This window comes from Ignatzschineria sp. F8392, assembly GCF_002252045.1.
Taxonomy (GTDB): domain Bacteria; phylum Pseudomonadota; class Gammaproteobacteria; order Cardiobacteriales; family Wohlfahrtiimonadaceae; genus Ignatzschineria.
Genome location: NZ_NEFF01000007.1, coordinates 51,039 through 74,929, shown reverse-complemented (window position 1 = coordinate 74,929; position 23,891 = coordinate 51,039). Strand labels below are relative to the sequence as shown.

At 39.8% G+C, this 23,891-nt stretch carries 23 protein-coding genes and 5 tRNA genes; 8 read left to right on the top strand and 20 right to left on the bottom strand.

Going from position 1 to position 23,891, the window contains the following annotated elements; translation table 11 throughout:
* Nucleotides 1–121: 121 nt before the first annotated feature.
* Nucleotides 122–1,225 (bottom strand): ankyrin repeat domain-containing protein, encoded by a 1,104-nt coding sequence (locus B9T19_RS09705; RefSeq protein WP_094568432.1) that lies wholly within the window; start codon nt 1,223–1,225, stop codon nt 122–124.
* Between the two features lie 364 nt (nt 1,226–1,589).
* On the opposite strand from B9T19_RS09705, the gene B9T19_RS09700 reads away from it, so the two are divergent.
* Nucleotides 1,590–2,357, top strand: coding sequence for a rhomboid family intramembrane serine protease (locus tag B9T19_RS09700; RefSeq protein ID WP_094568431.1), 768 nt, complete (start codon nt 1,590–1,592; stop codon nt 2,355–2,357).
* Complete coding sequence (locus B9T19_RS09695) at nt 2,354–3,190, top strand: hypothetical protein (RefSeq protein ID WP_233146843.1); 837 nt, start codon at nt 2,354–2,356, stop codon at nt 3,188–3,190. The genes B9T19_RS09700 and B9T19_RS09695 overlap by 4 nt, the downstream gene beginning before the upstream one ends.
* Before the next feature lie 173 nt (nt 3,191–3,363).
* Here the strand turns inward: B9T19_RS09695 and secB are convergent, their stop codons facing one another.
* From secB to prmA, 11 genes are all read right to left on the bottom strand, one after another.
* Nucleotides 3,364–3,855, bottom strand: coding sequence for a protein-export chaperone SecB (secB, locus tag B9T19_RS09690; RefSeq protein ID WP_094568430.1), 492 nt, complete (start codon nt 3,853–3,855; stop codon nt 3,364–3,366).
* Between the two features lie 54 nt (nt 3,856–3,909).
* Nucleotides 3,910–4,176 (bottom strand): glutaredoxin 3, encoded by a 267-nt coding sequence (gene grxC, locus B9T19_RS09685; RefSeq protein ID WP_094568429.1) that lies wholly within the window; start codon nt 4,174–4,176, stop codon nt 3,910–3,912.
* Between the two features lie 11 nt (nt 4,177–4,187).
* Nucleotides 4,188–4,616 carry a rhodanese-like domain-containing protein gene (locus B9T19_RS09680; protein ID WP_094568428.1) on the bottom strand — a complete coding sequence of 143 codons (429 nt, stop codon included), beginning with the start codon at nt 4,614–4,616 and terminating at the stop codon, nt 4,188–4,190.
* Nucleotides 4,617–4,921: 305 nt separating this feature from the next.
* On the bottom strand, nt 4,922–5,653 hold the full coding sequence (locus B9T19_RS09675; RefSeq protein ID WP_094568427.1) for a UDP-2,3-diacylglucosamine diphosphatase: 732 nt from the start codon (nt 5,651–5,653) through the stop codon (nt 4,922–4,924).
* A gap of 6 nt (nt 5,654–5,659) precedes the next feature.
* Nucleotides 5,660–6,163 carry a peptidylprolyl isomerase gene (locus B9T19_RS09670; protein WP_094568426.1) on the bottom strand — a complete coding sequence of 168 codons (504 nt, stop codon included), beginning with the start codon at nt 6,161–6,163 and terminating at the stop codon, nt 5,660–5,662.
* A 156-nt stretch (nt 6,164–6,319) separates the two neighbouring features.
* Nucleotides 6,320–6,787, bottom strand: a complete 468-nt coding sequence (locus B9T19_RS09665; RefSeq protein ID WP_094568425.1) for a copper resistance protein NlpE — start codon at nt 6,785–6,787, stop codon at nt 6,320–6,322.
* A gap of 123 nt (nt 6,788–6,910) precedes the next feature.
* Nucleotides 6,911–7,495, bottom strand: a complete 585-nt coding sequence (locus tag B9T19_RS09660) for a peptidylprolyl isomerase (protein ID WP_094568424.1) — start codon at nt 7,493–7,495, stop codon at nt 6,911–6,913.
* 494 nt (nt 7,496–7,989) lie between these two features.
* Nucleotides 7,990–8,559 (bottom strand): elongation factor P-like protein YeiP, encoded by a 570-nt coding sequence (yeiP, locus tag B9T19_RS09655; RefSeq protein WP_094568423.1) that lies wholly within the window; start codon nt 8,557–8,559, stop codon nt 7,990–7,992.
* 161 nt (nt 8,560–8,720) lie between these two features.
* Nucleotides 8,721–8,993 (bottom strand): helix-turn-helix domain-containing protein, encoded by a 273-nt coding sequence (locus B9T19_RS09650; protein ID WP_094568422.1) that lies wholly within the window; start codon nt 8,991–8,993, stop codon nt 8,721–8,723.
* A 203-nt stretch (nt 8,994–9,196) separates the two neighbouring features.
* Complete coding sequence (dusB, locus tag B9T19_RS09645; protein ID WP_094568421.1) at nt 9,197–10,147, bottom strand: tRNA dihydrouridine synthase DusB; 951 nt, start codon at nt 10,145–10,147, stop codon at nt 9,197–9,199.
* Nucleotides 10,147–11,034, bottom strand: a complete 888-nt coding sequence (gene prmA, locus B9T19_RS09640) for a 50S ribosomal protein L11 methyltransferase (protein ID WP_094568453.1) — start codon at nt 11,032–11,034, stop codon at nt 10,147–10,149. Before prmA ends, dusB begins: the two co-directional genes overlap by 1 nt.
* Nucleotides 11,035–11,693: 659 nt before the next feature.
* On the opposite strand from prmA, the gene B9T19_RS09635 reads away from it, so the two are divergent.
* Nucleotides 11,694–11,948: a succinate dehydrogenase assembly factor 2 gene (locus B9T19_RS09635; RefSeq protein ID WP_094568420.1), complete on the top strand. Its 255-nt coding sequence runs from the start codon at nt 11,694–11,696 to the stop codon at nt 11,946–11,948.
* 128 nt (nt 11,949–12,076) lie between these two features.
* Here B9T19_RS09635 and B9T19_RS09630 read toward each other — a convergent pair.
* From B9T19_RS09630 to B9T19_RS09610, 5 genes are all read right to left on the bottom strand, one after another.
* Nucleotides 12,077–12,152: transfer RNA gene (locus tag B9T19_RS09630), tRNA-Thr, on the bottom strand.
* A gap of 142 nt (nt 12,153–12,294) precedes the next feature.
* Nucleotides 12,295–12,370 (bottom strand) — tRNA-Thr (locus B9T19_RS09625).
* An 85-nt stretch (nt 12,371–12,455) separates the two neighbouring features.
* Nucleotides 12,456–14,396: a GNAT family N-acetyltransferase gene (locus B9T19_RS09620; RefSeq protein ID WP_094568419.1), complete on the bottom strand. Its 1,941-nt coding sequence runs from the start codon at nt 14,394–14,396 to the stop codon at nt 12,456–12,458.
* A gap of 227 nt (nt 14,397–14,623) precedes the next feature.
* Nucleotides 14,624–14,698, bottom strand: a tRNA-Lys gene (locus B9T19_RS09615).
* Between the two features lie 86 nt (nt 14,699–14,784).
* Nucleotides 14,785–14,859 (bottom strand) — tRNA-Lys (locus B9T19_RS09610).
* A 344-nt stretch (nt 14,860–15,203) separates the two neighbouring features.
* On the opposite strand from B9T19_RS09610, the gene B9T19_RS09605 reads away from it, so the two are divergent.
* Nucleotides 15,204–16,421: an aromatic amino acid transport family protein gene (locus tag B9T19_RS09605; protein ID WP_094568418.1), complete on the top strand. Its 1,218-nt coding sequence runs from the start codon at nt 15,204–15,206 to the stop codon at nt 16,419–16,421.
* Between the two features lie 268 nt (nt 16,422–16,689).
* Here B9T19_RS09605 and fnr read toward each other — a convergent pair whose 3' ends face one another.
* The 3 genes from fnr to B9T19_RS09590 all read right to left on the bottom strand — a co-directional run bounded on the left by fnr (nt 16,690) and on the right by B9T19_RS09590 (nt 18,647).
* Entirely contained in the window at nt 16,690–17,403 is a 714-nt protein-coding gene (gene fnr, locus B9T19_RS09600; RefSeq protein WP_094568417.1) for a fumarate/nitrate reduction transcriptional regulator Fnr, read from the bottom strand.
* Between the two features lie 553 nt (nt 17,404–17,956).
* Nucleotides 17,957–18,313 carry a multidrug efflux SMR transporter gene (locus B9T19_RS09595; protein ID WP_094568416.1) on the bottom strand — a complete coding sequence of 119 codons (357 nt, stop codon included), beginning with the start codon at nt 18,311–18,313 and terminating at the stop codon, nt 17,957–17,959.
* Nucleotides 18,306–18,647 (bottom strand): multidrug efflux SMR transporter, encoded by a 342-nt coding sequence (locus tag B9T19_RS09590; RefSeq protein ID WP_094568415.1) that lies wholly within the window; start codon nt 18,645–18,647, stop codon nt 18,306–18,308. The genes B9T19_RS09595 and B9T19_RS09590 overlap by 8 nt, the downstream gene beginning before the upstream one ends.
* Before the next feature lie 430 nt (nt 18,648–19,077).
* On the opposite strand from B9T19_RS09590, the gene B9T19_RS09585 reads away from it, so the two are divergent.
* The 4 genes from B9T19_RS09585 to infB all read left to right on the top strand — a co-directional run bounded on the left by B9T19_RS09585 (nt 19,078) and on the right by infB (nt 23,890).
* Nucleotides 19,078–19,154 (top strand) — tRNA-Met (locus tag B9T19_RS09585).
* A 70-nt stretch (nt 19,155–19,224) separates the two neighbouring features.
* On the top strand, nt 19,225–19,701 hold the full coding sequence (gene rimP, locus B9T19_RS09580; protein ID WP_094568414.1) for a ribosome maturation factor RimP: 477 nt from the start codon (nt 19,225–19,227) through the stop codon (nt 19,699–19,701).
* A gap of 20 nt (nt 19,702–19,721) precedes the next feature.
* On the top strand, nt 19,722–21,215 hold the full coding sequence (nusA, locus tag B9T19_RS09575) for a transcription termination factor NusA (RefSeq protein ID WP_094568413.1): 1,494 nt from the start codon (nt 19,722–19,724) through the stop codon (nt 21,213–21,215).
* A 56-nt stretch (nt 21,216–21,271) separates the two neighbouring features.
* On the top strand, nt 21,272–23,890 hold the full coding sequence (gene infB, locus B9T19_RS09570) for a translation initiation factor IF-2 (RefSeq protein ID WP_094568412.1): 2,619 nt from the start codon (nt 21,272–21,274) through the stop codon (nt 23,888–23,890).
* Nucleotide 23,891: the final 1 nt, after the last annotated feature.

Below are 23,891 nucleotides of genomic sequence, written 5' to 3'. Positions count from 1 at the left end.
CCCATTAACAACCTCATTAATAAACCGATTAACGATACTATCAACAACGCTATCAACAATGCTATTAAGAGATCTACTGATGAAATGGCGCTCATAAGATCAATAAGATCCTGTCCCACCACTAATCTTGTGGGGTTAGAAGCAAGATCACTTCCTGATGCCCCCGCTCTTTAGCTAAATCTAGTGGCGTTAAACCATTAATACTCTGACAATCGACATCTGCCTTTGCTAGTAAGAGGGCTTTTATCATCTTTGGTAAATTCATTGCTGCGGCTCGATGCAATGCTGTAAATCCATTAGCATCCGCCTTGTTGGGATCTGCTCCTAAAGTCAAAAGTGCTGCTAACCCCTTTTCCGATTTAATCTCCACTGCATCCATCAAAGGCGTTGTACCATTGAGAGAAGAGGCATTCAGATCAACACCCTGCTCTGCTAAAAGCTTCATCATCTCATAATGATCGGTATAGAGCGCCCAATGAATCGGTGTAAAGCCATCTTGTGCCATTAAGTTAGGATCTACCAACCCCTGCTGTAAAATTAACTTAACACTCGCCTGATCATCATTTGCAATCGCAATATGATAAGCTGTTGTCGTTCGCATCACCTTTTCAGAAGAAAAGCAGGCATCTTCGGCAAAGAGACCCACTTTCGCCCGATGACCAAAGAGAGAAAAGGCCCAAACAGCAGCACGATTAGGATCGCTCTCCAACTCATTAAGAAGCGGCACCGGCGTACTCTCCCCAAGAACATGACTTAACATTAAAAAATTTAAGAGGGCAATCGTCTGATTCTCTGTCTCAAATTCACTATCGGTTATCTGACCTTCTATAGTCTCTATCACCATCTGATTCTCTCTAAAGCTCACTGTTGCCTTAGCAACGAGCTCTCTTGACCAACTACGAATAAAATAGAGGGCTTGCCCATCGAAGAAGATCGCCCAACGATCATCAGGAGATTGCGGAACAAAGAGTGATCCGGGATAGAGTTTTCCGTCAATGCGGTAATGTAGATCTGCTTTAAGAGAACGATCAACAGTTGGTGAAAGGCCTGAAAAAGAGGCACCATCCTCCAGACTATAGGAGTCGAGATTCTTTAATGCACTCTCTTCGATATCGCTTCCTAATTGGTAGGTGATAGGTCGTAAATCTAATAGCGGAATACCGTAAGGATTTTCATCATAACGAATCCAAGGAAGCTCTCTGATCTCTATTTTCTCTTTTGCCATAAAATCCCAATCTCACTGTCGTAATTTCTATCGTAATTTGCGGCCGTAATATTTTGTCGCTACTTTTTTATATCTGTTTCGATATCTGATAAATCACTTTCAGACCATTGTCTATAACATTCTATAGCACAGATCTATCATGCTTTATATCTCTATTCTTAAGTAATTCTTTATAAAAGAGGTAGTTTAACAAAATTAAAATGATGCGACCGAATCCATTATCCCAATTTATCTTATGATAAGATAATCACTCTTCTAACAATCGAAGAGCAGTGCGCTTAAAGAGGCTCAATCAATATAGAATGATCGATCACGCCTCAATAATTGTAACACTCAATATCGAAACGCAATCTAAAGGCTTACCATGTTTAGAGATCTACCTATTGCAACACGATCCCTCATCATCCTCAATGTTGGAATCTTTATTCTCTTAGCGCTCTTGAGCTCTTTAGAGATCTTCGATCTACAATATTTCTTAGGAAGTTACTTCCCGAGCTCACCTTTCTTTCACTTCTGGCAACCCTTTACGCATCTCTTTATCCATGCCGGCATCTCCCATCTTCTCTTTAATATGTTTGCCCTCTTTATGTTTGGTGCCACAATAGAACGTATTATTGGTACGCAAAAATTTCTAATTCTCTACTTTGTTGCCGGAATGGGCTCTTTTATTCTCTTTAATATCCAGAGCTATTTTACAATCAACCAGCTTACGGCAGAACTCTATGCTCTCGATTCTCCGGCAGTTGTTAATCAAGTACTTCTTGAGGTACAAAATAATCTTAAGATGGATCATCTAGGAGTAATTACAGGCCCTGGTTATATCGACCGCATTCCAGAATTATCAGCGCTTGTAGGGGAGTATATCCGACCGATGATAGGCGCATCAGGTGCGATTTATGGTGTCTTAATCGCCTTTGGAATGCTCTATCCTAATGCAGGTCTGATCTTCTTCTTTATCCCCTTTCCTATTAAGGCAAAATATTTTATCCCCGGCATTATCCTCCTAGAAGTGATTCTAGGTCTCCTCAATCTCTCTTGGAATCCTATCGCTCACTTTGCTCATCTAGGGGGTGCTGCAGCAGGATTTCTCCTCATCTGGTATTGGAAAAAACAAGGAGCTATTCGTCTATGACTCTTACCCAATCCTTCCAAAAAAGATTAAAAAAAGGGGCATCAATTGCCCTCATTACCGTTGTCCTGCAATCTCTCTCCTTTGCGGCACCACAACTGACACTCTCACAAGCAGAGCTGACAAAAGTGGGAGCACAAATCTATCAAAATGAGACCGGTGGTAAACGGGATAATTTAGCGGTTTGGAATCAAGGGGAGAACTTCCCCTCATTAGGAATTGGCCACTTTATCTGGTTCAAAGCCGGTGAGCCGGCACATTTTGAGGAGACCTTTCCGGCATTGGTCACCTTTATTGCTAATCAAGGTGTTCCGCTCCCTAAAATTTTACAAAAACATCGATCTGCACCATGGAAAACGCGAGAAGCATTTAATCATGCAAAATCGACGGGAGAGCTCAATGAGTTGATGCAATTTTTAGAAAACACCCAAGAGCTACAGACACTCTTTATCTATCAGCGGCTACAAAATGCATTGCAGAAGATGAAGCAAGTTTCACAATACCCTGACTTTATCGAGATGAAATTTTATGAAGTCGCCGGTGCCCCCAATGGTCTCTATGCCTTAATTGACTATGTCAATTTCAAAGGGGAAGGGATCAATCCTCAAGAGCGATATCAAGGGGAGGGTTGGGGATTGATGCAAGTATTAGAAAATATGGATCTCGTCTCAACAGGATCAACAGAGACAGCTAAAAATGCCGCAATTTTAAAAAGTTTTCGTGATTCCGCAGAGAGAGTGTTAACTCAGAGAGTTAAAAATGCAGATCCTAAAAAGGGCGAAGAACGCTGGTTACCCGGCTGGATCAACCGCTTAAATACCTATCAACCGAAGTAATTTAATGATTGAGCGCTGATGGCGTCACTGTTTGTTAAGAGCTCTATTTCTAATGATCCTTATCCTTACCCTCATGACGCTCAAAAACGAAGGAAAATATTGCAAAGATAGAATAAAAAAACCCAAAATCAGTCATATGATTTTGGGTTTTTGATCATTTAGATCTTTAATACTTAAGCATCAACTTGCTCTTCTGCCGTTTCTTCAGCCTGTTGTGCTAATCGATCCGCATAGACTGCTTCAAAGTTAATGGGTGAAAGCATAACAGGAGGGAAACCCGCGCCTGAAATTAAATGATCTAACGCAGGGCGAATATAAGGATAGAGAATATTAGGACAGTAAGCCCCTTTTAAGTGTGCTTCCTGTGCTTCTTCAAAACCATCAATTAAGAAGAGACCCGCTTGCTCTACCTCAGCTAAGAACATCACCTTTGTCTCCGCTTCATCACCTTCTGCATCTTCCACTTTGTAAGTTGCAGTAACGGTGACACGAAGCAGAACTTCATGGATATTAGGATCAACTTCACGATGATCATTACCTAACTGAATCTGAATTTCAGGTTGAACATTTAATTTAAAAACTTCCGGCGTATTAGGAGATTCTAATGAGACATTTTTTGTATAGATTCTCACAATGTCGAATGTAGGTTGTTTCTCTTGAGTCATCTCTTTACCTTTAAAATAGAGCGATTAAGCGATTAATCTATTTAATCCATAAATTTACTGGGGTAACTTACCTGAAAGATAGTCATCTAACTGACCTCTTGTCTCAAGCATCATTAAATCATCACAACCACCTACATGATAATCACCAATAAAGATCTGTGGAACCGTATTGCGACCTGAACGCTTTTGACACTCTTCCCAAAGTTTTGGATCGCTATCAACATCAATCTTTACCGGCTCTACACCATGACGTGCAAGAATCTCAAATGCACGACGGCAGTAGCCACAAGTTGTTTTAAAATAGACTTCTACTTTTTTCATCTGTTTCTCCTTTAACCTTTAGAAAGAGGCAAATTTGCTTCTTGCCATCCTACAATACCACCAACTAAAACATTTAAAGGCGCATCAGGATGCATTTTACGCAACTTAATACACGCTTCATTTGCTCGAGGGTCTGTATCGCTATACACAATAATCTTCTTATCCCCAAATTGAGCTAAGCTTTCAAGCTTCTTCTCAAGTTCTGCTGCAGGGATATTGACTGCACTCGGAATATGCAATTTTTTATAATCTTTTTTCGAGCGAATATCGATAAAGATGGCATTATCGTCATTATATTCCCGTAATGCATCTGTAACGCTCATTCGATATCTCTTACCTCTTGCTGAGTTAATTTCATTCGCAATTAGGAGAATGACCACAACAACAAGTGCCGCTACAAACATCCAATTTTGTTGGATAAAAGGCATAATAGAATTCATATAGTTACTCTTTTTTTAATTATTGTACTTATTTAATAATGTTGACTACTACTTAATAGTCTCTGATAGTGCTTGATACTCTTATAAGATCGGTTTGATGTAGTGATAATACGTTGTGATAATACGCTGTCTATCTTGAACTCAAGAGATATAACCCCTCAACTGATCTATCGGAAATATCTTCTCTCATATACCACACTAAACCGAGAATTAAAGCGCACTATCGCGACCTATAAGGAGATGTAGTGATATATAATCACTCAATATCTTACGCTATTTTCCATTGAAATGATAGGAGAGATCCTTCACGATAACGACTGAAAATCGGCAATCTTAAATTGATGTCGAGTGATTTTGCCCTCTTCTAATTTAAGATAATCTCCCGTAATATCCCAATCACTTAGGACATAACGATACTGCTCATTTCCATGGTGATGAATTGCAGGACGATGTGTATGACCATGAATCATCTGGCTCACCCCCCGTTTATGAAAATATTGTGTCGTGTAGTGCTCATTGACATCCATAATCTTTCGCGCTGTAGACTGCCCACTCCTCTTCTTTATTTTTGCCGCTAACTCTAGTCGATACCGCTTCGGCAAATGACGCAATAGTGTGAGAATCAGAGGATTTCGAATCCAGCGTTTATAACGCTGATAAGCGTGATCATCGATACATAGTTCATCACCATGAAGCAGAAGAATTCCCTCCCGCTTTAAGATAATTTCACTCGGTGCGATCTCCATTTTTGCACTTTTGGCATAACGTCTGCCTAACGCAAAGTCACGATTGCCGGGAATAAAGGTAATTTCAGTTCCACGATCTGCTAAGGCTGATAGATGTTTCGCTACCGATAGAGTTAAAGGTGTCTCAATGTCATCACCCGCCCAAAAGTCAAACAGATCTCCCAAAATATAGAGCTGATCAGCGCTAGGGGCGATTTCATCAATAAAATAGAAGAAAGCCGTAACGAGATCGTTACGACTTTCACTAAGATGGATATCACTGATAAAGAGTGAAATAGAATCCTCTTGCATCAACCATTACTCACCGATAACTTCAACATTCTCGATAATAATATCTTCAACCGGAACATCACCATGACCGCGGCGAGAAGTTGTCTCTACCTTAGCCATTTTATCGATCACATCCATTCCCTCTACCACTTCACCAAATACAGCATAACCCCAACCTTGTGGTGTTTGTGATTTATGATCGAGGAAACTATTATCCACTAGGTTGATAAAAAATTGTGAGGTAGCAGAATGAGGATCCATCGTCCGAGCCATCGCAACAGATCCGCGCACATTTTTCAGACCATTATCTGCTTCATTCTGAATTGGTTCACGGTGTCCTTTATGTTTATCCACCATTCCAGGCTCTAATCCGCCACCTTGAACCATAAACCCAGGAATAATACGGTGAAAGAGCGTACCATTAAAGTAACCATCTTTCGCATATTGAAGAAAGTTTTCTGCCGTAGCCGGTGCTTTCTCATGATTTAATTGAATGGTGAAATCACCCATTGTGGTGTGGAACTTAAGCATTATTCAATACCTCTTCTTTAATAGATCTTATTGTAACGATCGCCATCAAGTCACTATAGACCACTATAAATAACTATCGCGATCGCTAATAAACTTATTAGTGAACTTATTAGTAAAGTTACTTTTAATTTATTTTAACCAGCGTTAATTGTAACACTACTCTTCCGGTAATACTTTATGAAGCGTGTAATCAAAAGGCCCTTCATTCTCAATACGTTTCCCCTCTTTATCTGCAGGGTAGAGAACATTTTCACCGACAAAGTAACGAAGCGCACCATCTGGTCCGCCATCAGTGCCCTCTAAGGTAACCACTTGGCCGGCTTTGTTCCACGTGAAACGCCCAGACTCATTAAAGGTTTCATCTTTCCCTTTAACATCGAGGTAGGTCTGTTTAAGATCGTAACCACCATTATATTCAAGTGTAAGCTCTACATCGATACCGCTACAATCGGCACAAGGATATTGCCCTTTATAGACACCGGCATAATCGAGTGCATTTTGTGCTGAGTGCTCCTTATCAAATTCGATTGTTGTATTCTCATCAATCGTCGCTGGTGTTACCTCTTTATCATTACATGCCGTAAGAAGAAGCGCTGCACCTAACACAATCCATAACTTTTTCATTCTATTCCCTCTGTTTTGATCAACACTCAGTGCGGATCTATTCGTTGTTAACGATCAATAACTAGTGGCGATCAGGGGATCGACAACTAGCCGATAAGTACATTTAAACCTTTAAAGCATTGGTTACGGTTTTTCAACAAACTTAACACTCTCAATGACAACAGGTTCAGCAGGCACATCTTGATGGCCTCCTTTTGATGTGGTCTTAACCTTTTCAATCTTATCGATCACATCCATTCCTTCAACAACCTTCCCAAATACGGTATAACCGTAACCATCCTGACCGGGATAATCTAAAAATGTATTATCTTGAGTATTGATAAAGAATTGGCTTGTCGCTGAGTTAGGATCCATCGTTCGTGCCATTGCAATAGTACCACGCTCATTCTTCAATCCATTATCAGACTCGATCTTAATAGGTGCCCCGCTCTTCTTCTGTTTCATATCCACATCAAGACCGCCACCTTGCACCATAAAGCCATCGATGACACGATGGAAAATCAATCCATCATAATAGCCATCATCAACATAATTTTTAAAATTTTCAACGGTAATAGGCGCTTTTTCAGGATCGAGCTCAACGACAAAGTTTCCTTTAGTTGTATCCATTTCCACATAGAGATGAGGTGCTGTTACTGCTTCTTCTGCCATAACAACCCCTGAAAAGAGGCTAGCTGCTAATGCACCCGCTAACATTAATTTTTTCATACTGACTCCTAAATCAAAAATTTTTCCAAGTGAGAACAATCATCTAGCATCTGTTCTCAACTCTTCTCTACCCTATATAGAAGGGACGATCTCCCTTAGCGAAATGATCACTAAAGAAATATTCTTACATCACTTTCAGGTAAGAGTAATCGCAACAACCTATCACGACAATAACTCTCTACCGGCAAACAGCTTTACAATTTACTTTATAACCTACTTTATAACCTACTTTATAACCTATTTATAACGTCTTCATAACGTACTGATAACATCTCCCAAATGTTTTTTATAACGTCTTTACAACATCTGCTCGATTACAAATTGAGCCCTATTATAACTTAATATCGTCTTTTTAAACGATTTCAAGAGTAAATCACCTTTTTTCTAAGATTATTTTTTTAAATAGTAAAAAAAATGGTGTCATCATTCAATGACACCATCTCTTCTATTGATCTTCAGTAAAGCTCTATTTAAATCCAATAAATCTAATCAAGCTAATTTGCTCGACTTGAATACTCTCTTGTATCGGTATTGACAACAATTTTTGTCCCATTTTCAATATATTCAGGTACTGAAACTGTGATGCCTGTCGAGAGCTTTGCTGGCTTATTACGTTTTGTCGCGCTCGCCCCTTTCAATTCAGGTGCAGTATCAACCACTTCTAGGACCACCGTTTGAGGAAGAGAGAGCGCAACAGGAACTTCATCCACTAAAGAGACATAATAACCTTCAATCCCTTCAAGAATAAAGCCAGCATCATCACCTACTAACTTTTCGCTCAGATAATATTGACTGTAATCTTCACTATCCATAAAGACAAAATTATCACCATCTTTATAGGAGTAGGTTGCCTCTCGTTTTGTTAATTGCACATCCTCTAACTCATCATCAGCACGAAGAGAGAGATCGACTTTATGATTATCGGGAATTGAGAAGATCTGTATTCTAAAAGTGGTATTACCACCTCTTGCTGTCGGTGCAGATTTCTCCACATCACGCACTAAGTAATAGAGATTATTATATTGAATCACATCGCCTCGGCGTATCTCATTTGCTTTCTTCACACAGCTCTCCTCAATTACCAAAAGTTAATTATAGATTGATTACAAATCAGCTTAATATCAGCTTAATTATAAGTTAACCGTAAGAATTTATCATCAGACTTATTGATCTGATACCTTAAGAGCAAGTTTCCACTCCCCTCTTACAATCTGATAACTGACGATTATGACTTATGATCTCTTGGATCGATATCAAAATAATCTAAACGTTTCTTTAAAGTTGAGCGCGTAATTCCTAATATCTCCGATGCTTTTGATTGATTACCATCGGTATACTCCAATACCTTCTCAAATAGAGGTCTCTCCACCTCATTGATCACTAAACGGTAAAGATTGGGAGGATACTTTCCATCTAACATACTGGAAATTTCGTCTAATGCTTCCTTGACTGACTCACGCAATGGAATATGATCTTTAAGACGCTCACGAGAAATCATGCTTACTACTCCTAGAATATCTATCTAATTAATATATTAAGTAAATGAAGTATTACCAAGCCACAGCTCAACAATACTCAGTAAAAAAAAGAGAATACCTATCTCACCTACAATAGATGTTTAATGGTAGATTTTGAGATAGATACTTATTTACGTTATAAAACAGACCTAACTAATTTTTGATTTGTTAAGAACCTACATCTCTATATTTGATCTAAAAAAATTCTTGCTACCCATTCAAGTTGCTTCTCCGGAATCTTCTCTCGCAACATCGCACTACGCCACTCACTCGGAATCTCTCGCTCACCGAGGTACCAAAGAAGATGTTTTCGAGCAACACGAATTCCCTTCTCTGCGCCATAAAAATGGTGCAAAGCAGAGATATGTTCTAATATCACTTGGTAACGCTCTTCTATGGTGGGGAGATAGGGTTGACGCTCGATTAAAGAACGAAAAAGCCAAGGATTACCTAAAGCACCCCGCCCTATCATAATGGCATCCGCCTTCGTCATCTTTAAGACCTGTTCTGCTTTCTCTAGTGAATCGATATCGCCATTTGCAATCACCGGAATTGAGATCGCCTCTTTAACCTTTGCGATCGTTTCATATTCCGCTTCACCCAAAAAACGATCTTCACGTGTTCGCCCATGAATCGCCAAAGCTTGAATACCGATCTCTTCTGCCATCTTCGCAATCGTGACCGCATTCTTATTCTCTCGATCCCATCCTGTTCGAATCTTTAAGGTCACCGGGACATCAACAGCGGCAACCACAGCTTTTAAGATCTCTGCCACTAAAGGTTCATCCTGCAATAACGCAGAACCCGCCGCTTTTTTACAGACTTTTTTTGCCGGACAACCCATATTGATATCTACAATCTCGGCGCCATTTTCAACACTAAATTGAGCTGCAGCCGCCATCATTTCAGGGTCATACCCCACAATTTGGGCGCTGACAGGAGAGAGCTCTCCTTCATAAATAAGGCGTAACTGTGATTTTTCAGTCTCCCATAGCTCAGGATTAGCATTCACCATCTCGCTTACCGCAAGACCGGCACCAAAACGCCGACAAATCTTACGGAAAGGAAGATCCGTTACCCCCGCCATAGGTGCAAGCACATAGGGCGATGATATATGATAATTCCCTATTTTCATTACGATCTCTTAATGCCGTAGAGCCTTGTCCAACCGTCTAAACTTTTATTCTCTTGAAACTCAAATTGATCCCGATAAGCACTCTTAACAAATTCTGCATCATGATCTAAGAGCCCCGCTAACACAAGGTGGCCGCCTGGCTCAACTAAATTCCCTAAAATAGGGGCGAGCTCTACTAATGGACCTGAAAGAATATTGGAGAGAACCACTTTTGCTTTAGGGGGAGAGAATGTTTCTGGAAGTGCGGCATAAATCGAAACATTATTACGCTCTGCATTCTGTTCTGTTGCATAGATCGCCTGCTTATCAATATCGGTGCTGTAGCACTCCTTCGCTCCCAATAATTTGCCGGCAATCCCTAAAATACCAGAACCACACCCATAATCGATAATGGTGGCATTCATCAACTGATCTCGATTATCAGAGAGCCACTCTAAACAGAGTGCCGTTGTCGGATGTGTTCCCGTCCCAAAAGCAAGCCCAGGATCTAAGCGAACTGTTGCAACCTCTGGATCCGGTGATGGTAGATGAGTTGGACAGATCCAGAGATTCTCACCAAATTTAATCGGTTTATAGTGATCTTGCCATGCTCTAACCCAATCTTTATCTTCTAATTCATGTGTCTCCACAATAGGAAGATAGGGCTGGTCTAAGTAACTCATCAAGAATGCTTTAATCGCTTCAACATCGCAGGGAACTTCATAGAGCCCTGTCACTAACGTTTCACTCCATAATGGTGTTTCACCTGGTAGCGGTTCAAATATCGGCTCATCACTACCATCTTTCATGGTGACAGCAACAGCCCCTGACTCAACGAGCGCTTCATCGAGCACCTCCGCCGTCAAGCGCGCATCAGCTTTTAGAGTTAATTCAAACCATTTATTCATAGCTTCACCACATGTCACTAATTTTATTAAGGGGAGAATACTAGCTAAGATATGAAACATAATCAAGCAAAAGAGCGTAGAGCAAATTGCGACCAACTTCTTAGCAAGGCATAGATCATAACAAAATTCTCTAGCTATTTGCGCATTTTTTTTACGGTATATTCTATAAAGCCCTAAAAAATGGGAGTTATTCCCATTTTTAAGATGTGATGATTGCGTCCCTACTTCACGATCAAATATTTTAGCTCTTAACTCGCCAGCACTTTAAGAGCTCGATAGTTTTTCGAATACTTAAATCAATCTTTCCCCCATCTTCTTAAAAATTAGATATCGAAAGTAGGCAATAATTAGTAGGATAGAAGCAGACTAAAAGAGAGAGGGTCACAAGAAGATAACGAGATAGATAGCGAGAAGATAACTTGGAAAATAATATTTCTAACAGATATCTTAATATCTCAATCACCTGTCATTAAAAGGTGAGAATTAACTCAGCCTCATTAAACGCTCTATAATAGTGGCATGATAAAAAGAGCGATAATATCTTCAAATCGATCTAGCTCTTCCAATCACTTTGAGTCATCAATATTAGTTTTAAATACTCAAACATGAATACTTAATTTTAAATATCTAGCTTTCTATATTAATGGGAGACCAATGTAATGGATAATAAATATGATCTTCGGAAAATAAAATGGCGTTCTCGTCGTGGTATGCGTGAACTCGATGCGCTTTGTGATCGTTATCTTGAAAACCACTTTGAAAAAGCACCTGATAGTGAAAAGGATCTCTACCTATCACTTCTTGAGATGCAAGATCCTGAGCTCTATTCCCTCTTAATGCATCGGGCAGAATACCCTAGCCCAGAAATTAAGGCATTAGTACTAAAGATGAATCCTGATGTTTTAGAAGATTAAGAAAAAATATCTATGAAGGGTATCTACTGCAACATCCTTACTGATTATTAAAATAGTGATTTGTACTAGATAGATAAAATAGATAGATAAAAGAAGAGCCCAACAGTTAAACTGTTGGGCTCTCTATCTGGTGCCGGCACCACGAATCGAACGCGGGACCTACTGATTACAAGTCAGTTGCTCTACCAACTGAGCTACGCCGGCTTCTTAAATTTAATCAAGAAGTAAAATTATAGAGTTCTTCATCAAAGATGTCAAACTTTTATTGAAGATCTTTTGCATCGCAAGCACTATCTAAGATAGAGATACAAAAAAGCCCAGCAATAAAACTGCTGGGCTTTCTAACTGGTGCCGGCACCACGAATCGAACGCGGGACCTACTGATTACAAGTCAGTTGCTCTACCAACTGAGCTACGCCGGCTAAACTATATTTGAGGATTATAGAGATGAAGATTCGGCCTGTCAACAACTGCATAACAATCATTCATTTTGATATCAATATCCTCTCACTCTTGATCTTTTAAAGCACGGAAAAGCGCATTCTCCACACTATAGGCAGCTCGACTAAAATTACGATTCGCCTCTATAACAGCAGCATCACGCGCATCAAATACCCCTTCTTGTGCATAATTCTTTAAAATTGCAGCGATCTCAGGACGCGACTCCATCTTTTGATAGTTAAGTGCAGCATCTGCTGCAAATTTTTGGTAACTCTCTTCAATCCATTCATGGCTATGGCTATTAATCCGCTTTAACACAACTAAAGAGTAAAGCCCTGTTGTTTTATCAAGATGAAAACCTAAATGCGCCGGCTGAAAATCTAAGCTACGCCAAAAAGCGAAGAGATCTGCCGTTAAACCGAAACTCACTGAGAGAAAATCAAGATTAAGAGAAGAATCGTTCTCAATTGCCGATATCATTCGTGCACCAATGCCTAATCGCCGAAAAGAATCTACTACAGAGATACGAGAAATCCGTAGAGATCGTGCAATCATAGCCTCAGGAAAATAACTCTGCCCGGCTAAAATTTGGGGAACTAGATTTCCACGAGGGCGCCTCTCGCCCCGAAACAGAGCTATAGCAAGCTCTTTCGATAATCCCCCCTCAACAATGCCCCATGTTGCCCCTATCAGTTGAGATTGATAAAACGCCAATACGAAGAGTTGATGAGGCGAATCAAAGAGTCGCCTTAAATCTTGAATATTTGTTTGATAATGAGTCTGATTAAGAAGGTGATAGAGCGCAGCAAGCTTTTGCCGATCTTCTCGCAACAATCTGATATTTTGATCATTATAGAGCTCTATCTTGAGCGCCTCTTGAAGATCCTCTTTTTTAGGAGTGGGGAATGAATCTTTTAGATCGTAATCACTTCTCTTTGTAAACCTCATTGCATCAACTAGCTGCGCTAAAGAATCCCGATGATCAAAACGGTGAATCTGCTGGAGCTGGTACTGCTTCTTAATCGTGACAAGATCATAGAGTTTTTCTCGTAATCCTTGTCCTGTCCCCTCATAATTTTCCACCGAAGAGATCATCAACACCCTTCGAAATCGCTTAACTAAGCGCTCAAGATGGGAGAGTGGCATTTTCGCGGCCTCTTCAATAATTAAGATTTGATCCCAAACCTCTCCCTCTTTAATTCCTAAAAAGAGCGCATCAGGCGCTCGGAATTGGTAATCATTCAATGATTGATACTGCTCGATCGCTAACTGATTCGGTGCCGTTAAGATAAAGGCTTCAGGATCACTTGCGATCAAGGCTGCACCTAATGCCGATTTTCCACTTCCCCTTGGCGAAAAGAGGGTAAAAACTCCCGATGCTTCTGCAAGAAAATCGCTATAGATCGCTCTCTGTGCTTCTGTTAAAACGAGAGAGGAGGAGTGCTTTTTTGTTTCTATCATGTTAAGAGATCTCTTATCATGATGCCCCGTTTCTTCCACGAGAAAAGAATCTCCCCCTAACTGTGGCGCAAACCATTCACCTCGCCAATAACGATATGCATAATTGACTAACTGCTGTGAGAGGTAATGATCGAAATAGGGAGTCGGTATCATCACATCGTGAAAACGTTGACTCTCCTTCTTCCCTAAAGGCTCTGTTGCTAATAACAATAGTGTGCCATGCGCGCCAATAGTTGCAGCAATCGAAAGAAAATAATCGAGAGGAAAACCTTCGCGGATGTCTAACAACACTGCCTCTGTTGTTGCCCCTAGAAAGTGCCGAGTCGCCTTTAGAGGTACGGCTTGATACTGATCTTGTAGCAAAATATCATCTGAGAAGAGAAGCGCTTGAGGATAGACCTTTTGAAAAGCAGGGATCACCACCGATAATGGTTCCGCCACTAGATCGATTGAATCGAGATAAATCGTCAAGACCTCTCGAGATCTTCCCTCTAAAACACTCTGTAAAAAAAGATCTATCTGTTTTCGATCCAATTTTCGATCCATCCTTTTCTTCCCTTTGAGTATCTGATGTAGCTTAATACCGCATCATTTTTTGAGACCTCTTACTCTATGAGTAATATCGCGATCACTATCGATTAATATCAGATTAATATCAATTGGTGTCGATTAGTGTCGATTCAAATCGACCCATTCAGATCGACTTTAAATCATCGATAACATATTTAAACAGATATAAAAAAACCTCCCAATTTTTGGGAGGCTTTAATAGATGGTGGGTCATGAGGGATTCGAACCTTCGACCAATTGGTTAAAAGCCAACTGCTCTACCACTGAGCTAATGACCCTAAATCGAAAATAATTATAACCGATTTAGTATACTTGTCAACTCTCAAATCTGAGAAACGTTGCAAGTAATCTCTTCAGGTAAATTTGGTGGGTCATGAGGGATTCGAACCTTCGACCAATTGGTTAAAAGCCAACTGCTCTACCACTGAGCTAATGACCCTGAGAAGAGTTAGTATTATAAAGCTATTTTTATTAGCGTCAACCCCTCTTATCGATTTTTTTTACTTTTTCTCCCTCTCCTGATAAATTCCCCTATAAATCTCTCTAAAAAGTATCGATAACTCGAGGCTTATCTCTCAATCTACCCCTTCACTCCCCATCTTAAAACCTTTAAAACTCAAAAAAATGCTGATCTTTTGAGCAATATCATCTTAAGAAGATCAAACTGTAAAAGGTTCTATAAAAGAGCTTAGACATCTTTTTTATTCTCCACTATCATCATACGATCGTGTAGGGCTTTTAAGACCTATCACCCTCTTTTCTATTCATCAAAGGACAATCAACGTGAAAAGTCGTCTATTTGGCAGCACCTTAATTATTGCCGGGACAGCGGTAGGTGCGGGAATGTTAGCCATGCCTTTAACTTCAGCACAAATGGGATTTGGCATGACCTTTATACTGCTCTTCTCATTATGGATCCTCCTCACCTTTACCGCACTTCTCTACGCTGAAGTTCATCAATACAGCCCTATTGATGCCGGCATTGCAACGATCACAGAACAATATTTTGGAATAACAGGCCGTCTTGTCGTTAACTTTATTCTCCTCTTCTTTATGTATGCCGTCCTGACGGCTTACATTACAGGAAGCGGTAACCTTCTCTTTAACTTAATTCCTAAATCCTTCAATCTAGATCCCGTTAAAGCCCAAAAGATAGCGGCTCTACTCTTTGCCATTCTCTTTGGTACGATTATTACTATCGGTATCGCACTCTCCGATATGACTAATCGTCTCTTTTTCACCTTGAAGGTGATTAGCTTTATTGTCCTGCTCTATCTTCTTTTTGGGAAGTTCTCCTTTAGTAACTTGCATTATGCTCCCACCAACAATCTTTTAGTGATCTCAGCACTTCCCGTCTTCTTTATGACCTTTGGTTTTCATATCTGTACACCCACAATTAATGAATATCTACAGGGAGATCATCAAAAACTTAAATTAGCCGCCATTTTAGGATCAACAGGGATCTTTCTTATCTATATTATTTGGCAGATGGCCACTCATGGCGTTCTCAAACAGGGAGATCTTGTCGCGATACTCAACAAAGATCCAAGCCTCAACGGCTTAATTACAGCCTTTGAAATCACTACAGGCAGTAAAACAATTAGTGAAATTGTTCGCGTATTTTCAGTCCTAGCGCTGACAACGTCCTATATTGGCGTCTCACTAGGGCTCTCTAATGCAGTAAAAGATCTTCTCGCCCACTTCAACCTTAGCAAAAGTAATCTAATGGTCGGAGCAATCACCTTTATTCCCCCGATTATTGTGGGGTTTACCTACCCGACTATCTTCTTAAGTGCATTTGCTTTTGCCGGCGTTATCTTTGCCTTTATCGGCGTCATCTTACCCGTTCTTTTAGTCTATAAAGCACGAAAAAAATACCCTGATGGGAAACGAGTAAAAGGAGGAAATATCTCATTAATTCTCGCCCTGCTCTTCGCTGCGGTCATTATTTTTGTAGGCAGTTTTCCTGAACTCCTCAATCTGCCAAGCGTGGTGGGTTAATCTGTTATAGAGATCTCTAGACGTGTGTATTTTCAAATAGAAAAACAAAAACGCAATAACAACAATCCTAAGATATTAAGATAATAGGATAGTGACATAGCAAAACAGTAGAAATAACAGATAAATAAAAAGAGTTATCGCTCTCTTAGCGGTAACTCTTTTTTATCATGTTTATAAAGAGGTTTAAGGGGTAGATCGATATAGTGAATCAAAACAGTGTTTCTGTACTCTCTTTTCTCTTTTTCTTTTCTCTTTTAAAATAGAGCTCTTACTGAATATCTAAATTCACCATCTCTCTTAATGTATCGATATCTAATAATTTAATCTGACGATGGTTAACCTCAATCAGATTTTGATCTTGGAGCTTTTTAAGGAGACGACTCACCGTTTCAACAGCTAAACCGAGATAACTCCCGATATCAGCTCGCGACATACTTAACGAAAACTCAGTCTCAGAGTAGCCACGACGCTTCAATCGAGCGGAAAGACTTAAAAAGAGCGCGATTAATCGTGATTTGGCAGGTTGAGAGCCGATCATCGTCATCATCTGTCCATCACACTTAATCTCATGACTCATTATCTTCAACAGTTGTCTTGAAATATTGGGGATTGTGACAGCAATAGTATCTAATTGACTATAAGGAATTTCACAAAGACTTGTTGTCTCTAATGTCTTTGCACCACAAGCATGTACTCCTGAGCTTAAAGCATCTAAACCGATAATCTCTCCGGGAAGATAGAAGCTAGTCACATACTCAGAACCATCATTTGCCACCTTATAGGTCTTAACAGCTCCTGAACGGACTGCATAGAGAGAGGTAAATTGATCTCCTGGATAATAGATATGCTTACCGCGTGATAACGGTTTTCCTCTCTGCACAATCTTCTCAAGCTTTACAAACTCACTATTTTCGAGCCCTACAGGAAGACAGAGCTGCTGTAAACTACAGTTCCCACATGCAACTTTAATCTTTTTTAGCATCCCTTTTACCTCAAACCAACTAATGTTAATACCCTTTTTAAGCTAAGCTTAAGCTAGCAATAAAAAGAGCTCTTAAAAATTAAACCTCAATTATAGACCTATTATAAATAGCATGAGTATAAATTATTTGATGATATCTATTTGTTAAACAATCTCTACTACGACCTATAATCCCATCTCTCTAAAAATTGAGGGAAATTATAGAGAATATTAATCTCATTGCAATTTTAATAATGAAAAAAGTAATAAAAAAGACAATAAGAGGCAAATATAATGATTGATAATAATCAAACTATAATAGGTCGATATATCTCTTCCCCCTCTATTTACCTAACTCCTTTACTCCCCTCTCTTTTCAATACTTGCATCCCTTCAATAGAACCTCTTAAAAAACAATTATTAAGATATGCTTAAATATATTAAACTCTACAAATAAATATATTATATGCTTGCTGATTGTTGATAGGGTGTATTAAGCGCAGCAAGATCTATTTATCGCAGATATATCCTATAAATATATATCCTCTTAAACTATCTCTCGGTAAAACTTCACTTAAAAGGTCGTATCAGAGAGATTTAACAAAATAACTCCTAGCACCACTAGCGTTAAACTTATAACTTTTTGAATACTTAAATGCTCTTTAAAGAAGACTGCACCAGAGAGTGTCATCAACACTGTTGACAGACCTGCCCAAACGGCATAACCGATACTCATATCGATCCGCTGCATAACGAGCGTAATAATAAAGAGGAAGAGAGAGTAACCAACAATAACGCCAAGCAATACAATTTTAGGTGATCCGCCTCCTAAAAACTTTAAACTCGTTGTGGCAAAAGCACTACAAAAAATTGCAAAAACAAGTAATACCCACGCATTAATGGTACCTAAAAAATTTAAAATTTCACCCATGCTTCACCTTTTTAGGTTGGGGTTCAAGGGAGAGTCCCGCAACACCTAAACCGATTAACACAAACGCTACAATTTTCATCCCAGATAGATGCGCATCAAAAAATAGAATATCGATCACAGAGATTGCAACCATTCCTATGGCTGTCCATAGGGCATAGGCAATCGATATCTGTATCCGTGCAATACAGGCGACAAAAGCCATAAACCCTAAACCATAAAAAAACAACATAAGTAGAGAGGGCAATATCTCATTAAATCCATCTGATAGTTTCATGCAGACTGTTCCTAAAACCTCAAAACAGATCGCAATGCCCATTAAAAATCCTGCTGGCATAATTCCCTTTCTATTGAATAGTCATTCAAAATATGAGAATCATTCTACACACTTTTTCCATACTCTTCTGCTCTAATTGAGCATCATCCCCCTATTAATTAACCATAATCGTGATTTTTATCGCTAAAAAGAGTTCCTCTTCATCAAAAGTAGACTCCGACTCCTCAATGAGCATACTCAATACCCACACTCAATGACTTATAAATAACTAATTATGATTACTCTCTAAAAGTCGTGCTCTACGAATCATGATATAAACTAAAGACTAAAGACTAAAGATAGAGAGAGTAGAGAATAGAGAATAGAGAATAGAGAATAGAGAATAGAGAATAGAGAGTAGAGAGTAGAGAGTAGAGAGAGGTCTTTATAAATTATTTCATAAAACCTATTGCTTTTATGAAAAGTTCATCTATAATAGTCTCTTCATTAACGCGGGGTGGAGCAGTCTGGTAGCTCGTCGGGCTCATAACCCGAAGGTCGTTGGTTCAAATCCGGCCCCCGCAACCAAATAATAATAAAAGCCCGTTTTTAAACGGGCTTTTTGCATATTTAAATTTTTTTATGGAAATCACTCTATATGCGTAAAGATCCTTATAACCTGTCAGAACTCTTATCACCTTCTATAGAGGCGTTAGGGTATCAACTATGGGGAATTGAATTTCACCCAAATTCAAAGAATGCTATTTTGCGCATCTATATCGACAAAGAAGATGGCATTGGCATTGAAGATTGTGAGATTGTGAGCAATCAAGTCGCTGGACTTTTAGATGTCCACGATCCCATTACGATGGCTTACACCTTAGAAGTCTCCTCCCCCGGCTTAGATCGTTACTTCTTTACGCCGGAACAATTTGCAGCTTATAAAGATCAATTGATTGCATTCCAACTACGTTCAGCTATCGATAACCGTCGTCGCTTTCAAGGAAAGGTTGTGGATGTAACAGAGAGTGACTTAAGCGTCGTCGTCAAATTAGAGAATGATCAGTTCTCCGATGAACCGATATCAGTTCCTTTATCCAACATTGACCGAGCACAACTTGTGATCGATTTTTAAATATTAAAGAGAGTTCTCAAATGAATAATAAAGAAATCATGCTCGTTGCAGAAACCGTCTCTAATGAAAAAGGCATCTCTCGTGATGAGATTTTTACAGCATTAGAGCATGCCCTTGCAGCAGCTGCACGCAGAACTTACAACATTGATGTCGATCTTCGTATCGAAATTGATAGAACCGATGGTTCATACCGTACATTCCGCCGCTGGATGGTTGTTGATGATCACTTGCCACAAGAAGAACAAGTGCCGACTCGTCAAATCACGCTCTCCGCTGCTCAAATTGATGATCCTGAAATTGCAATTGGTGACTTTATCGAAGAGGAGATTGAGAATATCCCCTTTGCTCGCATCGGCGCACAAACAGCAAAACAGATTATTTTTCAAAAAATTCGTGAAGCTGAAAGAATGCAGATGGCGCGTCGCTATGAAAACCGTGTTGGTGAGTTAATTCGTGGCACCATCAAACGCATTGATCGTGGCAACTTCTATGTTGATATTGGCGATAATGATGAGGCATTCTTACCAAAAGAGAATATGATTCCTAGAGAGTCTCTCCGTATTGGTAATCAAGTTCGTGCTGTCTTAGAAGAGATCAGCATGGATAACCCAAGAGGACCACAAATTATTCTCTCAAGAAGAAGTGATGATCTTATTAAAGCACTCTTTGAGATTGAAGTTCCTGAAATCAATCAAGGTTCGATTGAAATTATCGATGCTAGCCGTGATCCTGGAAGTCGTGCTAAAATTGCGGTAAAGACACATGATCAAAGAATTGACCCCGTTGGTGCTTGTGTCGGTATGAGAGGCTCTCGTGTACAAAATATCACAAAAGAGTTAGCTGGCGAGCGCGTTGACATCGTTCTTTGGGATGAAAATCCTGTGCAATTTGTTATTAATGCGATGTCTCCTGCTGAAGTGATGTCTGTCGTGGTTGATGAAGATCGTCATATGATGGATATTGCTGTGAGTCAAGACAAACTATCTCAAGCGATTGGTCGCGGTGGACAAAACGTTCGTTTAGCCTCAAAACTAACCGGTTGGGAACTCAATGTGATGGGTAATGAAGAAGCCCAACAAAAATATGAGAAAGAGTCTGAACGTATCTTAGATCTCTTTATGGATGCACTTAATGTCGATGAAGAAGTTGCTGAAATCTTAATGCGTGAAGGCTTCTCCACTATTGAAGAGGTGGCTTATGTCCCTGTACTGGAGATGATTGAGATTGAAGAGTTTGATGAAGAAATTGTCGAAGCACTTCGTGATGCTGCCCTTGAAGCTCTCAACAATAAGAAAGAACTTCTTCAAAACTTAGGGGAATCAGCACCAACCCCAGAGCTCATTGCCGTACTTGAAGATAATGAGTTACTTGCAATCGCGCTTGCAAAAAATGGTATCCGTACGCTCGATGACTTAGCTGAACTATCAACAGATGAGTTATGTGAATTAACCAGTATCGATGAGGACGATGCAAGCAAATATATTATGGCAGCAAGACAGAGTTGGTTTGAATAATATGAATAGTTAAACATTTTAAAATAGACATAGAGTGTCTACTTGGAAGATTGAGAATGAGTGAAAAAGATAAAACAAAAAGCCCTTCAAAAATTACGATTAAACGAAAAACCCATACGGAACTAAAAGTTGAAACTGCACCTGGCCGTGCAAGAACTGTTCCTGTAGAAGTTCGTCGTCGTCGTACTTATGTGAAGCAAAAAGAAGCTAATAATGCTGTATTACCTGAAGAAAACATTACTTCAGTTGCAGTTGATGAGGCTGCTAAAAAAGTAGATAGTGTAGCTGAACAAGCAACAAAACCTGAAGTACTTCCGGTAGACACAACAGAAACTAAATCTAAAAACGAAACAAAAAAAGTTGTTGAAACCTCAACAACCGCTGATAAGGCTGAGATGGAAGCGAAACGAAAAGCGGAACAAGAAGCAAAAAGACAAGAAGCTGAGCAACATCAGCTTGAACGTCAAAATGCAGCAAAAGAACGCGCTGAAAGAGAATTAGAAGAGAAACGAGAAGCTGAAAGAGCTAAAAAAGAGCAACGTGAAAAGGCGCAACAAGAAGAGATTGCACGCCTTAATCGTATGGCATCTGCTTCTGAAAAACCGGTATCGAAAGTAGCGATCCAATTCCAAACTCAGGAAGAGGAAGTGAAGGTTGAAGAAGTGCCGGTCGCCGATGTCGTTGAAAAAGATGATGAAGAGATCTTAATCAAGCCGGTAAAACGTTCAGCAAAACTAGACAGTGATAAAGTAGATAGTAAAAAGACACGTAAAGCGGGATCGAAACGTCGTGGTCGTGATGACGATAATGATCGTGCTGAGATCTCATTAAAACGAGAGAATAAACGTAATCGCCGACAAACAAGACGTAATCAGCCACAACAGCAACATGGTTTCCAATTACCAACTGCGACAAAACAGATCGAAGTGGAATTAGGCGAAACGATCAGTGTTGCGGATCTTGCTCATAAAATGTCAGTGAAAGCAGCAGAAGTGATTAAAGCCTTAATGAACTTAGGTTCAATGGTGACAATCAACCAGCTTCTTGATCGTGAAACGGCAGCAATTATCGTCGAAGAGATGGGACACACTTACAAGTTTGTCAGTGAAAATCCTCTTGAAGAGGAATTGATCGCATCGATTGAACAAGGTGATATTGATCTTATTAAACCACGCCCACCTGTTGTAACGATTATGGGACACGTTGACCATGGTAAAACATCACTACTTGACTATATTCGTAAAGAGCATGTCGCAAGTGGTGAAGCGGGTGGAATTACCCAACATATTGGTGCTTACCATGTTAAAACCGATAAAGGGGTCATTACATTCCTCGATACACCAGGACACAGTGCCTTTGCTGCAATGCGTGCTCGTGGAGCAAAAGTAACCGATATTGTGGTTCTTGTCATTGCCTCTGATGATGGCATCATGCCTCAAACAATTGAAGGAATTCAGCATGCAAAAGCATCTGATACTCCTGTTATTGTTGCTGTCACTAAAGTAGATAAACCAACGGCTGATAAAGATCGTATTATGTCTGAATTGACACAATATGGTATCGTTCCTGAAGAGTGGGGTGGAGATAACCTCTTTGCTTTTGTCTCCTCAAAAACAGGAGAAGGAATTGATCATCTTCTCGATCAAATCTTAGTTCAAGCAGAAGTTTTAGAATTAACCGCAATCTCAGAAGGTCCTGCGAGAGGATCTGTGATTGAATCAAAACTTGATCGTGGTCGTGGTCCTGTTGCTTCTATTCTCGTTCAATCAGGTTGCCTCAAGAAAGGGGATATTCTCCTAGCAGGTTATGAGTATGGCCGTGTGCGCGCATTAATTGATGAAAATGGTAAACAAGTTGAGAGCGCGTCACCTTCAATTCCAGTAGAGGTCATCGGTCTTTCAGGTGTTCCTAATGCCGGGGATGAAGTAATGGTCGTTCCTGATGAGCGTAAAGCGCGTGAGATCGCCCTCTTCCGTCAAGGTAAATATCGCGAAGTTAAATTGGCAAGACAGCATAAATCGAAACTTGAGAATCTCTTTAGCTCAATGGGGTCTGATGAGAATAAACAACTCAACATTGTCCTTAAAGCAGATGTCCAAGGTTCTGTTGAAGCTCTTGTGAATGCCCTTGAAGAGCTATCAAATGATGAAGTAACTGTTAAAGTCATTGCTAGTGGCGTAGGTGGTATCACCGAATCTGATGCAAACCTTGCTGTCTCATCTGATGCCTTAGTGGTTGGATTTAACGTTCGCGCAGATAATACGGCACGTAAGATTATTGAGGATGAAGGCTTATCACTCTACTACTATAGCGTCATCTATGATGTTATTGATGAGGTGAAGAAAGCCTTAATTGGTAAACTTGCTCCACAGTTTAAAGAAGAGATTATCGGTATTGCGGAAGTTCGTGATGTCTTTAAATCTCCCAAAATTGGCGCTATTGCCGGCTGTATGGTAACGGAAGGTATTATTAAACGAAATAATCCTATTCGCGTCCTTCGTGATAACATTGTGATCTATGAAGGGGAACTTGAATCACTCCGTCGCTTTAAAGATGATGTGAATGAAGTTCGGGCAGGCATTGAGTGTGGTATCGGTGTGAAAAACTATAATGATGTTCGCACAGGTGACCAAATTGAAGTCTTTGAAACAGTGGAAGTAGAGCGAAAGTTATAAA